The sequence below is a fragment of the Neoroseomonas lacus genome, assembly GCF_014644535.1.
Classification (GTDB): domain Bacteria; phylum Pseudomonadota; class Alphaproteobacteria; order Acetobacterales; family Acetobacteraceae; genus Neoroseomonas; species Neoroseomonas lacus.
On sequence record NZ_BMKW01000002.1, the window covers coordinates 589489 to 603063 of the forward strand.

Here is a 13575-nt window from a genome sequence, read left to right on the forward strand (position 1 = left end):
GCGCCGGTGGCGTCGATCTCGACCGCGCCCAGCTGCGTGCCTTTCTGCGCCGCGCAATTCGGCGCTACGGGGCTATCCCGTGGAACCCTATCCCGCGATACGCTGCAGGGCAGGTTGGCAAGGGAGGGTATGATGCGGGACGCAGATCTTGCGGATATTGAGCGCGTCGCTTGGCTCTACATGGACGGCATGCACGAGTGCGACCCAGAGAAACTGAACGCTGCTTTCCATCCGACAGCTCGGATCCAGGGATACCGAGGCGGCGACTGGCGAGGCCTCACACGCGAGCAATTCGTGGGTTACGCCGCGGACCTGGGATCCAGGCAAGCGGTCGGTGAGCCATTCGACATGCAGATTCTCTCGATCGAACGCGCCGGGCGTGCTGCTGTCGTGAGAGTGTCGATGCGCTGGAACGGTCGGGACTACACCGACTTCCTCTCCATGATCCGGCGGGATGATGGCGGGTGGTCCATAAGTGAGAAGACCTTCTATTCGGCGACATAGGAGCGCCCCGCGGCGTCGCCGTCCGAGATGATGCGCGCTTCATCGGGTCGCGGCCGGTCAGCGGATCCTTGGGTCGCAGCACCCGTTGCAGCGATCTCCACCGCAGCCATCTGCGCGGCGTCCTGGGCGGCGCCGGACTTCGCCACCCGGCGCGGATCGGTGTCGAGCGAGATGCCTATTCCCTCGGTTGCGCGTGGACAGGGAGCAACTGCATCAGTAACGATTTCGGTGACAGGCTGAGTGGCGGCACACCGCTGAGATAGGTCAGGGAGACTCGAATGGTCGATTGCCGTCGGAGCGCAAGTGCTCTTGCCTTGCTCCTGGCGCTCGCTGGATGCACTGCATCAACCAGCTCTACGGCTCCTAGTACAGGGGCATTGCCCCAAGCTGCCTCATCGTATGACGGCCGATATCAAGGGACAGGTCGCTTCGTTTCTGGGACTGGCTGCCCGGGCGGCAATGCCGAGTTCCCGGTTACAATGAACGTCGCCCGAGGTGCTGCGAGTATGCTGCTGCTTGGTAACGGCAGAGGTCTTTTCGGCCCGGTAAGTGCTAACGGAGGCCTTGAACAACTCCGGTGGGAGGGCGACAGCGGCGTGGTCGGTGAATCGCGTGGTCAGATCGACTATGGCAGCTTCAATCTCGAATATGTCTATGACTGGCCACCGGCCAATGCAGTCAGGTGTCGATTTCGCTACGCGGGCCGCCGTGCCGCCTAACTGATCTGTGTCTACGAGAACGCTCAGGCATCGTTGCCTCTGACCGGTGCCGCGGCGCCGGTAGCGGCGATCTCGACCGCGGCCATCTGCGCCGCGTCCTGCGCGGCGCCGGACTTCGCGACCCTGCGCGGATCGGTGTCGAGGGAAATGCCGGCCTCGTCGAGCAGGGCATTGGCCTCACGCATCATCTCCACCGCGGCGCGGAAATCGTAGCCGAAGGCCCCGGCCGCCTCGGGCTGCGGCACGAAGCCGGCGCGCACCTGGGCGATGAGCGCGGTGGTGTCCTTCAGCGGGTCGATCATCTCGTGTGCGGGCGGGACGTGGCTGACGCCGTCCGGCATGTCCGCGCCCCACAGCCCGAGCAAGGCGCCCTGCGCATGGAAGCGCTCCGCGATGGGGCGCACCAGCATGGGGATCAGCATGCCGTACTGGACCTGCTCGCAGAGGCGGCGGAACTCGATCTTGCCGGCGCGCAGGCTGGAGTAGTTCGCCTGGGTCAGGTCGCCAGACACCTGGTCGTAGGTCAGGCCGGCGCCAACCGCGGCGGCCTCGAGGGCGCGACGGGCGAAAGCGGCGTGGCTGCCGCCGCCCGAGGGGTTCACGACTTCCACCGAGCCCATGCCGCGGCGATACAGGATCATGCCGGGCTCAAAGCTCTCGACCGTCCGGCCCTGCGCATCCCGGAGCAGACCGGCGGCCGCACCCGTCAGCGCCTCCTCGCCTTCCTCGGTCACCACCGCGGCGAGGCACGCCTCGATCTTGGCCTTCATCAGCAGCGCGGCCTCATAGTCGCCGAGGTCGCGCAGTCGCAGCAGCACCGGGGCGAGCCACGAGACGTCGCGCAACTGGCCAGGCCGGCGCTTGCGATAGACGTGCAGCACCTCCGACGCCGGGATGCGCTGGCTGCTCTGCCAGGTCGCGCCCGGCAGCATCCAGGCGGCGCCGGGATGCACCAGATGCAGCCAGTAGCCGACCGGCTCGCCGGCCTCGCCGAGGGTGATGCCCTGGATCGTGGCGGCGCCGTCGACCATGCCGTTGCGCGCGGTGTCGAGATGGTCGCTTTCCAGCATCTGCAGCCGCAAGCCGATCGGATTGGCAGACGATGGCGGCACCATCAAGAAGCGCACGAAGCACTCGCCGCTTTCGACCACCGCCCGCATGACCAGCGCCTGCAGACCGTACAGATCGAGCCGCCCCTCGGCATCACAGGCGGTGCTCTCCGCCCAACGCTGCCACGCCCGGCCGTGCGCGTCGTCCGGCCAGCGCGTGGTGATGCCGGCGCCGACAGCATTGCCGGTCCAGAGATCGACGATGCGGCTGGCATAGGGATCGTTGCGGACAGCGTCGCGGGCGCGCCGCGCGACCGTCGCAGCGGCCATGCCGACCTCGGCATTGGCGCTGCCGCCCGAAGGTGCCCAGGCCGAGGTGCGGTGGTCCTGCGCGGCGGCATAGCCGCGCAGGACATTCCATGCATCACGGAGACGGCCCATCACCTGCTTCCCTCGCGCGCGAAGCTGGCGAAGGTGACGCTCGGGCGACGCGCGGCGCTGTTCTCCGCCGCGTGGAGCACCGCGAGCGCCCGCCCGAGTTCATCCAGCGAGCGGTATTCGACTGTGCGGCCGTCGAAAGTCACACGCGTGGTACCGCCGGTGTAGGCGGCCGCGAGGGTGGCGGCACGGCTGCCGGAAGGTTGCGCCAGCGCCCAGGCGAGAACAGCAGGGTCCATCACGCCGCCCGCAGCGTCGGCAGCGGTGCTGCGGCGTTCACCAGATAGGACAGCCCGGTGGGCGGGTTCGGCATCATCGGCACGCCGGCCTGATGGGGCAGCGACGCGAAGAACCCGTTCTCGCTCCCGGTGGTGCCACCGCCGGCGCCGCCATCCGCCGCGGCCGAGCCGAGCAGCAGCGTGTTCCCCCCGCTGAACGCCTGCGTGCTGGTGCCGCGCACCGAGGGCGCTCCCGAGAAGTACAGCAGCAGCCACCAGACCCCGGCCGAGATCCAGCGCGGCTGCGCAAAGGGGCAGAGTGCATTGCCGGCGGAGGTGGTGTCGGCGTCCGCGAGCGGCTCCTCGATCACTGCCCCCGGCCGGCCGGCGAAATTGTCGGCAGCCAGCGCCATGCGCAGAACGCCCGAGGCGCCCGTCGTCACGCTCACCGCCATGGCCGAGAACAGCCCGGGCCGCGCCAGCACGTAGGGGACGCAGTACAGCCGGTTCGCCGTCATCGCGACCGCGCCGCCCACCGCGCGGGCGTGCTGCGAGGCGTAGAAGCGCCCCGAGACGTAGGGCAGCATCGCTGGCGCGGGCGGCAGGTAGTGCTGGAACAGCGCGGTCATGCGAGCGGCCGGATGCCGAGGGTGAGGAGGCGTTCCGCTGCCTGATTCACTGGCGCGGCGGCAAGGCCGGAGCGCAGCCGCAGCCAGCGCCAGCCAAGCAGCAGCGTCGGCGGTAGGGTGAGCGCCCGGCCGGCGGCGGCCGTCAGCACCACCTCATTGCCGAGATGGTCATGCAGGTCGGCCCAGGCCGCGGGCTCGCCCTCGTCGAGTGAGCCCTGCAGGGTCAACGGGGCGTCGGTCCAGGCGACGGGCAGCAGCAGCAGGCAGACGCCGTAGCCGACGCTGGCGACGGGTCCGCTCAGCGCCTGGCCGGCAGCGATGCTGGTGCGCACGGGCACGATCGCGGTCATCAGAATCTCCAGTGTCAGCGCAACCAGCCCTGGCGCGGGGCGAGCCAACCACGCGGGCGATGGGCGCTGGGTGGTGTTGCGGGCGTCGCCAGTTCGGCCTGCGGTGACGCCGGTGGGTGGGCGACATTCCCAGCGGCGGGAAGCTCGCTCGGCCGCAGCGGCGCATCGGCGATCTGGTCCCGCAGCTGCTGCCAGAAGCGCTCGCCGTAGCGGTCGGCACCGAGCAGCCACAGGGCGGCGCGTGCGAGCACCGCGCAGTCCAGCGCTTCGTTCCGTTCCCTGAGCTTCGCCCATTCCTGCCGGGCGAAGCCGCGACGATCGTTGGTGGTGCGCAGTTGCTCGGCGACCAGCTGCTTGACCCACTCCGCCTCGATGCCCCGCGGCAGATGCACCCAGCCGGGCGGCACCTCCTCCGCGTCGCCGCGGCCGAGCCAGAGCCGGCGGTACAGGTCGGCCTTCCAGGTCGAGACCGACACCGTCCATAGCTTCAGGCCGCGCCGCAGCTTCTGGCCGTTGACCAACGCATCCACCGGCGTCGGACCCTGCACGGGCTGCGCCCGGTTCCAGCCGTCGATGCCCTTGGTCGGTGCGATGCGCGGATCCCGCAGGCGGCGCAGGTGGCCATAGACGGCGGCGGTGTCGCGGCCGCCGGTGTCGACGCAGAGGCGGGCGATGCGCATGGCACCGCCGCCCTGCCGCGGCCAGTCGCGCGCGAGCAGCTTCGACAGATCGTCCCAGGGCTCGCGGTCCCGCGGGCTGCCGGTGATGACGACGTGATCAACGAGCCAGGACGAGAAGCCCTCCGCCCAGCCCCAGACATCGCATTCCAGGCGATCGTCCTGCACGTCCACGCCCGCGGTGAGGCAGAGGGCCCCGGCCGGCACGACGCCCATCCGGAAGTCCTCGCGCCGCTCGACCAGGCGCTCCCAATCCGGCGCCTCGCCCTGTTCCTGCCAGGTCTCGCCCAGCACGGTGTTGCGAAAGGTCTTGATGTCCTCGGGCTTGCCCTGGGCCGCCTCCCAATCCCGGGCGATCTGCGCCCAGGAGAGCCAGCCGACCGGCGAGTAGAGCGCCGAGATGTGGAAGCCGATCGTGTGCGGATCCTGGCCCTCGGCCGTCGCCCGCCATTCCCCGCCGCCGAGCATGGCGGTCTTGTCGTGCTCCTGCATCGGATGGTCGCAGGCGATGCAGTGATACCGCGCCGTCTCCGGCGCACCCTTCTCCCAGAGCAGCCGCTCAAAGCGCAGCCCCTGCATCTCCCCGCATTCGGGGCACGGCACGAAGAACCGTCGCTGGTCGGAGGCAGCGTATTCGCGCTCGATGCGGCTGCGGCCTGCGATGGTCGGCGTCGAGACCAGGAAGGCCTTGCGGCGCCAGCCGAAGGTGCGGGCGCGCGCCTCGGCCAGGGCGATCGGGTCACCCTCTCCGGCGACATCACCGGGATAGGCGTCCACCTCGTCCAGGAACAGGAAGCGCGCCGTCATCGAGCGCAGCCCGACCGCGCTGTTCGCCCCCGTCAGCACCAGGATCCCGCCCGGGAATTCCTTCGACAGCATGGTGTTGCCGCTGTCGCGCGCCCGAGCCGGGGCGACGCGTTCCCGCAACGCGGGTGTCTCCTCCAGCAGCGGGTCGATACGCTGGCGCGAGAAGCGCTTGGCCAGCTCCACAGTCGGCTGCACCGCCAGCGCGGGTGCCGGCACGTGGTGCATGATGTAGCCGAGCCAGTTGTTGCCGCTTTCGGTGTTGTGCGTCGGGATCCAACCTTCGCCACAGAGATAGAGGTGGTTCGGCGAGTCCACCTCGATGCAGCGGACCGGCATGCTATTGGTGGGTTCGATGCTGACGATGCGGCGTCGCCGGCTCTTGCCGGGCCTGCCGCGCGCGATAGAGCGCATCCGCGCCACCTTGCGGGAGAGCCGGAACATCGGCTCCTCGCAATAGGCTGTCCACGACACCCGCCAGTAGCCGAGAGAGCTCCGGTCCTGACCGTTGATGACCTTGCGCCGCGACGCCGCAAAGTAGACGGTCGGCTTGTAGCCGAGGCTGCGCAGCAGCTCGAGCATGCCATCCACCAGGCGGCGATCGGCATTCGAGAACTCGCAGCGCTTGCCGTCCGGCGTGATGGTGCCGTCCGAATCCATCATGCCGCGGATCAGATCGAGCCGCTGCTCCCGGCTCGCGCGCAGATACGCGGCGGGGATGTGCTTGTTGTCCAGCACGTCCAGCATTCGCAGCCGCGTCGTAAACTGCGAGCGGTGCTGAATGCTGGCCAGCGTCTCGCCATCGTCGGCCAGCCGGAATGTCGGGTCGATGACGATGTTGGCACAGCGGCCCTTGCGCCATCGGGGCAGACGAAATTGCGCGACCACGCCGCAGGCCTGGAGGTGCTCGGCGGCTTCCGCATCCTCCTCGTGGACGCTGATATGGTTCATGGCCGAGGAGCCATCGCCCAACCACATCCCGAGCACGTAGGGATGGATGAGCAGGTCCTGGTCCGGCAGTTCCGCATGAGCACAGCAGTCGATGGCATAGCGATAGCGCGGGCCACGCCCGATGCGGACCCATTTGATCATCTCCCGCGTGTGCAGAACCCGCGCGGCCGGCTTCTCGCCATCGGTGAAGTCCCAGACTGGCCAGCGATGCTCACCATCGCAGACAACGCTCTCACCATCGTCGAAGGTGATCCGGTAGCACGCACGGCCAATGATGATCGGCGACACGCCGGTGACGCGGCAGGGTCGACCGCGCTCATCGAACAGCGTATCGCCGACGATAAGCGAGCCCATTGCCGCCCAGCCTTCCGCCGTCGGGATGGGCGTGTCGATGGCCAGCGGCGCGCCGACCTGCGCGCCCTTCATGAATACGACGCGCCGAGCGGGATGCACCGCCGACAGCGCGTCCATCACGTCCTTCAGGTAGGGCGTGCGGCTGGTGCGCCAGGGGCCCGGTTCAGCCGAGGCGCGGCTGCCGAGCATGCGATGCCGTTCGGCCCATTCCGAAACCGTGAGCTGCGGCGGCGGGCGGAGCATGGCGCCGACACGCCGGCGCACATGGTCACGGCTGCGAAGACCGGTCCCCTCCGAGGCCTGCTGGGTCGAAGCGATCGGCCGCCTCCGTCAGCAGGTCGTTGATGTGGCTCTGCAGGATGGTCTGCAGCAGGTGCGGGTCGACGCTGATCTCGGCAGCGATCAGGCCTGAGACGCGGGCGGGCCAGTTCAGCAGCGCGTCGCGCATGGTGCTGCCGATCTCGTCGAGCGCGGCATTCGCCTCAGTGACGTCGAGCAGGCGGCGCTTGGTCTCGTCGAGCGAGAGGCGCTGCGCCTCCACCTTGAGGGCGAGCTGCGCGACCTTCAGCCGGGCGAAGGGCGTGCCCTCCGCGCCGCCACCGCTGGCCAGGGGCGAGCGGGCGGGATCTGCAGTTTCCGCCAGGCGGCGTCGGGTCTTGTCGATGTCCCACTGACCATCCGGCTCGCGGGCGATGCGTCCCGCACGCTCGGCCTTGTGGATGGCAGTGTCGCTCACGCCAAGGCGCCGGGCGGCCTCGCGGGTAGATGGGGTGAGCTCGGGCATGGCGGCGACCTCCCGCCGCGCGTGATGGCGATGCCGGCCTTCTCACAACGGACGAAGGTCGCTAGTCGACGAAACCTGACGCTTGGTACCCATGGCCACAGGTCAGCTTGTGGTGGGAAGCGGTCATAGCTCCCGTGTGCGGCAGGGGCCGCAACCGTGCCTGAGCCATTCCCGTTTTCCCATCTGCGTCGAGCAACTTCGGGAAAGACGATTTGGGAACAGGTTTCGGGAAAGGGATACCCGCTCCCGCCGTCCTGCCCCGCTTGGGAAGCGGGCTTCCCGCTGGACATTCCTAATCGGGAATGGCCGAAAGGCTCAATCGGTACGCTCGTCCCCGTCTATCCGGCGCCCAATTTCCGCTACTGTTGGGAATACAGATAGCGTGAGATAGTGACACATCTCAGTAGGAGAAGATGCATGCTCTTCCACACCATGGTCGGGTCCAACGACATTGATCGATCCAAGCGCTTTTACGACACCGTCCTCGGCACCCTTGGGGTGGGAGAAGCGATGCTAAACGTGGCCAATAGTGGTCATACCCGGCTTATCTACCGTGGTCAGGATGGTACCGCCTTTATCGTCACTCAGCCCATCAACGACGAGCCAGCAACCGTCGCCAATGGTGGCACCGTTGCGTTCCAGTGCAATTCGCCTGAGCAGGTAAAGCAGTTCCACGACGTCGCGGTAGCGTCCGGCGGTACGTCGATTGAGGCTCCCCCCGGACCTCGGGAGACAGCTTCCATGGGCACGATCGAGCTGGCTTACGTTCGTGATCCTGATGGCAATAAGCTTTGCGGCATTCACTTCCCAAAGTGATTTGAGGCGTCGCTTAGGACCTAGCCGATGGCGAGATGGCGGCTTGGACGGCCAAAGGCGTTCAGCCGTGATCGAATTTTGCCGCCGCTCGACCATTCCCATTACACCATCCTTTTCGGAAACGCCGGGGTGTCGTCGGGAAGGCGGCGAGCGTCGGCTTCGGGTCGAAAACAGCCATATTCGTCGGGTGCCACGCGTCAGGTCTTATCTACTAGGTTTTCGATGGTCGCCGAGACGCGCGATGTGCAACATCGTGGGGCGAGCAGAGGACGGCCGAGATGCCACAGCGGAACGTACCGAAAGACATCGAGAAGATGATCTACGCGACGGCAAAAGCGCTGGCTCTGGCGGGGAACGGTGTCGGCACACCGCGTGTTGTGAAGCTGTACATCGATGATGCGCGCGAGGTGCTGCAGGGCGTTGCCAACGCTGCGAAGCGTCAAGGATGGACAGTGGAGGAATTGCTGTTGGCCCTCGATCCCCCGAAGCCGAAGTTGAAGCCCTGGGAACGGCATCAGGGTCCGCCGCCTTCCAGCGGCGATCCCTGACCAACCGCTCCCGGCTTTAATCTGCCAGGGCGTAGATGGTGAAGGACCCATTCGCGCCGGTCTTGTTCGGGCCGACCATCCGCTCGCGCGACTTCACCTCGATCGTGTGGCCCTTCTTCTTCAGCCCGGCGAAAAAGCCGCGGACCGTGTGCTGTGCCCAGCCCGTGGCCTCGGCGATCTGCGCGACCGTCGCCCCCTCGGGGCGGCGCAGCATGGCCAGGACCTGCTCCTGCTTGGTGCCCTCGCGCGGCTTGCGCGGCGCGCCAGGCTCGCGCAGGGCGCGGGCGGGCTTGCCGACGAGCAGGGTGCGCAGGGCTTCCATCGGCGCGTTCAGGCCGCCGATCCCGTCGCCCGCACGGTTTGCCTCGTCATCCCAGGTGGCGAGCACCGCCGCGGCGGCGTCGCGCAGGCTGGTCCGCGGCGCGACGGCGCGTGCCGCGAGGGCCTGGTCGAGCATGGCGATCTCCTCCGTCAGGGGCGCGGCCTGGGCGGCTTCGGCAACCGTGGCGTCCCGTGTGGCGGGCTCCGCAGCCGGCGCCACCGTGGGCGCCGTGTAGGGCACGCTGCCCTCGATGCCGGAGCAGTCGGGCTCGCCGGCCCCTGCGTCGCCCTCGTTCGGGTCGATGCCGATGGCGCGCAGCCCCTCGTCGGTGATGCGCGCCACGATCCAGGTGCCGTCGTCGTCCTGGCGCCAGCCGAGACCGACATGCTCCCGCGGCGCGTTGATCTCGGTCAGAAGGTTGTTCTTGATCAGGCTGCGGAACACCGCGTTGCGGGCCGCGGCCGGCAGAGTTTTTGGCGCGTGGGCTATGCCCATCTCATGCTGCGCGGCGGCGAGCAGGATCATCGATTGCGTGTCGGAAAGCTTGGTCATCGTGGTGGTCTCCGGTTTCGGGTGCCGGTCATCGGCCCCTACTGCCGGGAGCCCCGCCGGCCTCGTCGGTCGGGGCGGTGCGGGGGCAGTCCGCTTCAGCAGGCGTATTCGCCGCGGCGGAAGTGCTGGTCCGCGATGTCCTTCAGCTTCGCGGTGGCATCCGAAAGCCAGGCCGCTTCGCCCCAAACCACCGTCTCGGGGTCCGCGCCGAAATGGTCCGCGCTGGCCTGGGTGAGTTCCGCGAGGAGGGCGTCGAATTCAGCCTTCTTCGCGAGGAAGGCGACCAGGCTGCGTTCCTGGTTGCGGGCGGCGCAGGCTTCGCGGTCGGTCATGGTCGTCTCCGTCGTGGTGCAGGGCATCCCCTGCGTGTGACGGACCATTCGCGCTGTGGCGCGCACGAGCCAAGCGCGATACAGCGTTATCTTGTTGCTATGATTGGGTATTCTGGATCGACAGATGATCCTGTCCGTTCACGATACCGGCGGCCTGGTGCTGAGCGACGCAGGGGCCATGTCTGCGGCATGAACACGTCCAGCGCCGCGCCCACCACGACCGTCTACTACGATGGCGCGTGCCCGATCTGCTCGCGCGAGATCGGTCAGTACCGCAAGGTCCCAGGCGCGGAACGGCTCGACTTCGTTGACGTCACCGCGTGCGATGCGAATGGTCTCGGTCCTGGTCTGTCGCGCGACGCGGCGCTGGCGCGCATGCATGTCCGGCGCGCCGACGGCAGTTTGGCGTCCGGTGCCGCCGCCTTCGCCGAAATCTGGCAGCAACTCCCGAAGCTCGCATGGGCCGGGAGGCTCGCAGCATCGCCGATCGTGCTTCCCGTCCTGGAGATCGGATACCGCGTCTTCCTGCGCGTCCGCCGCCTCTGGCGCTGACAACCTACGTCGAGGCGGCAGCCCGGCACGACGCGATGTCCGCGAAGACCCGCTCGTCACCCTCCAGCACCGCGGCTTCGCCGGTCGTCTCCTGCCAGCGCCGTACGATCACATCGGCATAGGCGGGATCAATCTCTAGCAGCACGGCGCGCCGCCCCGTGCGCTCTGCCGCGATCATGGTGGTGCCGGAGCCGCCGAAGCAATCCAGCACGGTGTCGCGCGGCTTGCTGCTGTTGCGGATGGCGCGCTCGACCAGGGCCACCGGCTTCATCGTCGGATGCAAGTCGTTCCGCGCTGGCTTGTCGAAGTGCCAGACGTTCCCCTGGTCGCGCGCGCCGCACCAATAATGCTGCGCGCCGGCCTTCCAGCCATAAAGCATGGCCTCGAACTGCTGGTGGTAGTCGGCACGGCCGAGCGCGAAGGTATTCTTTGCCCAGATGATCGTGCTGGACCATTTGCCGCCCGCCTCCTGCCAGACGCGATGCAGCGTCGGCCACTCCGACGACGACATGCAGACGTAGCAGGCGCCCTTCGTGACCGAGAGCAGGTTGGCCAGGGCCGGACGCAGGAACTCGGGAAAGCCGCCGCCGAGCGCGTCATTGGCGATGGTCATCTTGGCCGCGGTGCCGCCCTCGTAAGCGACATTATAGGGTGGATCGACGAAGCCCATGTCGGCCAGGTGGCCGGCGCCAAGGGCGCGCTGCACGTCGGCCAGTTTCGTCGCATCCCCGCACAGCAGGCGATGCTCGCCGCAGCGCCAGAGGTCGCCGGTGCGGCTCACCGGCACAACGGGCGGTGGCGGGGCGTCATCGGCATCATCGCCGAGGCCGGCATCGGCCGCGGCCAGCAACCGATCCAATTCCATGCCGGAGAAGCCGAGCACGTCCAGGTCGACCACCGCTTCGTCGCGAATGCGGGCGATCTCGGCGGCGAGCAGTGCCTCATCCCACCCCGAGTTCAGGGCGATCTGGTTGTCGGCCAGGCGTAGCGCACGCGCCTGCGCCGGGGAGAGATGGCCGAGCCGCAGCACCGGTACTGAGGCGAGCCCCAGTTGTTTCGCCGCCATGACGCGGCCGTGGCCGGCAATGAGCACGCCCTCCGCGTCGACCAGCACCGGGTTCACGAAGCCGAACTCGGCGATGGAGGCGGCAATCTGCGCGACCTGCGACGGCGAGTGGGTGCGCGCGTTCTCGGCATAAGGGACCAGCGCCGCCACCGGCAGGCTAGAGACGACGAGATCAAGCTGCATTGGCGCTGACCTCCGTCCGCGCCGCGGCAACGGCGTCATAGTCGCGGCCATCATCGGCCAGCGTGACCTTCAGCTCGGGGAACACCATGCGGTAGCGCGCGATGGCCAGATCGACATAGGCCGGCGCGAGCTCGATCGCCCGCACCTTCCGCCCCGTGCGCTGCCCCGCCAGGATCGTCGTGCCGGAGCCGGCGAAGGGCTCGAACACCGCATCGCCGAGCATGGCGTAGGTCTGCAGCAGCAACTCGGGCAGCGCGACCGGGAACACCGCCGGGTGCTCGGTCTCGATGCCGCGGCCCTTGTGGCGGGTGATGCGCAGCACGCTGTCGGGGATGCGCATCTCCTGCACCGGCAGGCCGGCATGGGTGTAAGCCTTCACCTCGCCATCCGCGGCGCGCAACCCGCTGCCCTTGTTCTCCGTCCCAGCCCACTTGCAGGGGATGATCTTGTTCGGCTGGCGGGATTTCCGGTTGAAGTGAAACACCAGCTCGAAGGCCGGCGCAAAGCGGCCGTTCCAATCGCCCGGTAGTCCGGGGCCCTGATCCCAGGCGTAGAGGCCAAAGCGGCGCCAGCCCTGCGCGCGCATCCATTCCACCCAGCCCTGCCAGTAAGGCTGCCATTCGCCGTCGCGATGGATCAGGCCGAGGTTGACCAGCGCCTGGCCGTCCTCGGCGAGGATCGCCGGCAGGTGCTGAAAGACGCCCTGCATCAGCGCATCCCAATCCGAGATGCCACCGGTGGTGTAGGCGCGCTGATTGCCGTAGGGCGGCGAGGTGAACAGCAGCGCGGCGCGGTCGTCGCCCATGACGCGCGCCACGCTGGCGGCGTCGGTGCTGTCGCCGCAGAGAAGGCGGTGGTCGCCCAGCACCCAGAGGTCACCGGGACGCGTGACGGCCTGGCGCGGCGGAAGTGGATCGGCATCAGCGGGATCATCGACGTCGGCATCCGCTTCGGTGCCGATGGCGGGCGAGGAAGGCTTCTCGGCGTCGGTCGCGGACAGAGCCTCGGGCGCGTCGCCGTCGGACACGGCATCTCCAGCCGCCGCGAGGATGTCCGCGAGCTCATCCGCCGAGAAGCCGAGCGCGCCGAGGTCGATGTCCTGCGCCGCCCGCACCGCGGCCAGCGCATCACGCAGCAGCGCCTGGTCCCAGGTTGCGTTCTCCGCGATGCGGTTGTCGGCGAGGCGCAGCGCCTCCTTCTGCGCCGCGGAGAGGTGCCGCAGCACGATCACCGGCACCTTGGCCATGCCGAGTGCGGACGCAGCTTCCAGCCGCCCGTGGCCCGCGATCAGCACGCCGTCCTCGTCCACCAGCAGCGGGTTGGTGAAGCCGAAGGCCAGCATGCTGGCCTTGATCTGCTCGAGCTGCGCGGCGCTGTGCACGCGCGCGTTGCCGTCATGCGGGCGCAGCTCCACCACCGGACGCAGCAAGATCTTCGCCGCCATCCAGGGGAGACTCATCTGGCCATCCGGTATCTGGGGTGGGTGCAAACCATGCGGCCCGCGGCTGCCAACCTGGCGCGGCGTGGTTTGCAGCTATCCGTTTGATTGCGCAGGGAAAGGCTGCAAACCGCAAACCATATTTCCGGCCTGGCGCTAGCGACCTAGCGCGCTTCCGCCCCCCGCATACAGCGGGGCCAGGAAGGACCCTGCGGCTCGAGAGCCACAGTGGCTGATCAGCTGGCGAGTGGCTCGGGAGCCGCAGCGCCCGACGCACCTTCTCGACGTG

Annotated in this window: 15 protein-coding genes; 5 read left to right on the forward strand and 10 right to left on the reverse strand. The window is 68.4% G+C overall.

Annotated elements, in window-relative coordinates; translation table 11 throughout:
- Nucleotides 1-6: 6 nt before the first annotated feature.
- Both IEY36_RS06215 and IEY36_RS06220 read left to right on the forward strand, forming a co-directional pair.
- Nucleotides 7-504 carry a nuclear transport factor 2 family protein gene (locus IEY36_RS06215; RefSeq protein ID WP_188966032.1) on the forward strand — a complete coding sequence of 166 codons (498 nt, stop codon included), beginning with the start codon at nucleotides 7-9 and terminating at the stop codon, nucleotides 502-504.
- A gap of 506 nt (nucleotides 505-1010) precedes the next feature.
- On the forward strand, nucleotides 1011-1223 hold the full coding sequence (locus tag IEY36_RS06220) for a hypothetical protein (protein ID WP_188966033.1): 213 nt from the start codon (nucleotides 1011-1013) through the stop codon (nucleotides 1221-1223).
- A 23-nt stretch (nucleotides 1224-1246) separates the two neighbouring features.
- On the opposite strand, the gene IEY36_RS06225 is transcribed toward IEY36_RS06220, so the two are convergent.
- Genes IEY36_RS06225 through IEY36_RS06250 form a run of 6 tightly spaced genes read right to left on the reverse strand, consistent with a single transcriptional unit; the run spans nucleotide 1247 to nucleotide 7477 of the window.
- Nucleotides 1247-2713, reverse strand: a complete 1467-nt coding sequence (locus tag IEY36_RS06225) for a phage portal protein (protein ID WP_188966034.1) — start codon at nucleotides 2711-2713, stop codon at nucleotides 1247-1249.
- Complete coding sequence (locus IEY36_RS06230; RefSeq protein ID WP_188966035.1) at nucleotides 2713-2949, reverse strand: phage head-tail joining protein; 237 nt, start codon at nucleotides 2947-2949, stop codon at nucleotides 2713-2715. Before IEY36_RS06230 ends, IEY36_RS06225 begins: the two co-directional genes overlap by 1 nt.
- A complete protein-coding gene (locus tag IEY36_RS06235; RefSeq protein WP_188966036.1) occupies nucleotides 2949-3557 on the reverse strand; it encodes a hypothetical protein in 609 nt (202 codons plus the stop codon). Before IEY36_RS06235 ends, IEY36_RS06230 begins: the two co-directional genes overlap by 1 nt.
- The gene (locus IEY36_RS06240) at nucleotides 3554-3907 is read right to left on the reverse strand and encodes a hypothetical protein (RefSeq protein WP_188966037.1); all 354 of its coding nucleotides are present in this window, start codon (nucleotides 3905-3907) and stop codon (nucleotides 3554-3556) included. Before IEY36_RS06240 ends, IEY36_RS06235 begins: the two co-directional genes overlap by 4 nt.
- Before the next feature lie 14 nt (nucleotides 3908-3921).
- A complete protein-coding gene (locus IEY36_RS06245) occupies nucleotides 3922-6936 on the reverse strand; it encodes a terminase gpA endonuclease subunit (protein ID WP_188966038.1) in 3015 nt (1004 codons plus the stop codon).
- Between the two features lie 25 nt (nucleotides 6937-6961).
- Nucleotides 6962-7477, reverse strand: coding sequence for a MerR family transcriptional regulator (locus tag IEY36_RS06250; protein ID WP_188966039.1), 516 nt, complete (start codon nucleotides 7475-7477; stop codon nucleotides 6962-6964).
- A gap of 417 nt (nucleotides 7478-7894) precedes the next feature.
- Here IEY36_RS06250 and IEY36_RS06255 point away from each other — a divergent pair, with 417 nt between their 5' ends.
- Both IEY36_RS06255 and IEY36_RS06260 read left to right on the forward strand, forming a co-directional pair.
- Entirely contained in the window at nucleotides 7895-8293 is a 399-nt protein-coding gene (locus tag IEY36_RS06255) for a VOC family protein (RefSeq protein ID WP_188966040.1), read from the forward strand.
- A 278-nt stretch (nucleotides 8294-8571) separates the two neighbouring features.
- Complete coding sequence (locus IEY36_RS06260; RefSeq protein WP_188966041.1) at nucleotides 8572-8841, forward strand: hypothetical protein; 270 nt, start codon at nucleotides 8572-8574, stop codon at nucleotides 8839-8841.
- A 16-nt stretch (nucleotides 8842-8857) separates the two neighbouring features.
- Here IEY36_RS06260 and IEY36_RS30570 read toward each other — a convergent pair whose 3' ends face one another.
- Nucleotides 8858-9715 carry a DUF3489 domain-containing protein gene (locus tag IEY36_RS30570; protein ID WP_229681168.1) on the reverse strand — a complete coding sequence of 286 codons (858 nt, stop codon included), beginning with the start codon at nucleotides 9713-9715 and terminating at the stop codon, nucleotides 8858-8860.
- A gap of 95 nt (nucleotides 9716-9810) precedes the next feature.
- Nucleotides 9811-10047 carry a hypothetical protein gene (locus tag IEY36_RS06270; RefSeq protein WP_188966042.1) on the reverse strand — a complete coding sequence of 79 codons (237 nt, stop codon included), beginning with the start codon at nucleotides 10045-10047 and terminating at the stop codon, nucleotides 9811-9813.
- Between the two features lie 189 nt (nucleotides 10048-10236).
- Here IEY36_RS06270 and IEY36_RS06275 point away from each other — a divergent pair, with 189 nt between their 5' ends.
- Nucleotides 10237-10599, forward strand: coding sequence for a thiol-disulfide oxidoreductase DCC family protein (locus IEY36_RS06275; RefSeq protein WP_188966043.1), 363 nt, complete (start codon nucleotides 10237-10239; stop codon nucleotides 10597-10599).
- A gap of 4 nt (nucleotides 10600-10603) precedes the next feature.
- Here IEY36_RS06275 and IEY36_RS06280 read toward each other — a convergent pair whose 3' ends face one another.
- Both IEY36_RS06280 and IEY36_RS06285 read right to left on the reverse strand, forming a co-directional pair.
- Nucleotides 10604-11848, reverse strand: coding sequence for a site-specific DNA-methyltransferase (locus IEY36_RS06280; protein ID WP_188966044.1), 1245 nt, complete (start codon nucleotides 11846-11848; stop codon nucleotides 10604-10606).
- On the reverse strand, nucleotides 11838-13307 hold the full coding sequence (locus tag IEY36_RS06285; protein ID WP_188966045.1) for a site-specific DNA-methyltransferase: 1470 nt from the start codon (nucleotides 13305-13307) through the stop codon (nucleotides 11838-11840). The genes IEY36_RS06280 and IEY36_RS06285 overlap by 11 nt, the downstream gene beginning before the upstream one ends.
- Between the last annotated feature and the right edge of the window lie 268 nt (nucleotides 13308-13575).

Coding starts and splice junctions, on each gene's coding strand:
- IEY36_RS06220 (WP_188966033.1), top strand. CDS start 1,011: ATGCTGCTGCTTGGTAACGGCAGAGGTCTTTTCGGCCCGGTAAGTGCT.
- IEY36_RS06225 (WP_188966034.1), bottom strand. CDS start 2,713: ATGGGCCGTCTCCGTGATGCATGGAATGTCCTGCGCGGCTATGCCGCC.
- IEY36_RS06230 (WP_188966035.1), bottom strand. CDS start 2,949: ATGGACCCTGCTGTTCTCGCCTGGGCGCTGGCGCAACCTTCCGGCAGC.
- IEY36_RS06235 (WP_188966036.1), bottom strand. CDS start 3,557: ATGACCGCGCTGTTCCAGCACTACCTGCCGCCCGCGCCAGCGATGCTG.
- IEY36_RS06240 (WP_188966037.1), bottom strand. CDS start 3,907: ATGACCGCGATCGTGCCCGTGCGCACCAGCATCGCTGCCGGCCAGGCG.
- IEY36_RS06245 (WP_188966038.1), bottom strand. CDS start 6,936: ATGCTCCGCCCGCCGCCGCAGCTCACGGTTTCGGAATGGGCCGAACGG.
- IEY36_RS06250 (WP_188966039.1), bottom strand. CDS start 7,477: ATGCCCGAGCTCACCCCATCTACCCGCGAGGCCGCCCGGCGCCTTGGC.
- IEY36_RS06255 (WP_188966040.1), top strand. CDS start 7,895: ATGCTCTTCCACACCATGGTCGGGTCCAACGACATTGATCGATCCAAG.
- IEY36_RS06260 (WP_188966041.1), top strand. CDS start 8,572: ATGCCACAGCGGAACGTACCGAAAGACATCGAGAAGATGATCTACGCG.
- IEY36_RS30570 (WP_229681168.1), bottom strand. CDS start 9,715: ATGACCAAGCTTTCCGACACGCAATCGATGATCCTGCTCGCCGCCGCG.
- IEY36_RS06270 (WP_188966042.1), bottom strand. CDS start 10,047: ATGACCGACCGCGAAGCCTGCGCCGCCCGCAACCAGGAACGCAGCCTG.
- IEY36_RS06275 (WP_188966043.1), top strand. CDS start 10,237: ATGAACACGTCCAGCGCCGCGCCCACCACGACCGTCTACTACGATGGC.
- IEY36_RS06280 (WP_188966044.1), bottom strand. CDS start 11,848: ATGCAGCTTGATCTCGTCGTCTCTAGCCTGCCGGTGGCGGCGCTGGTC.
- IEY36_RS06285 (WP_188966045.1), bottom strand. CDS start 13,307: ATGAGTCTCCCCTGGATGGCGGCGAAGATCTTGCTGCGTCCGGTGGTG.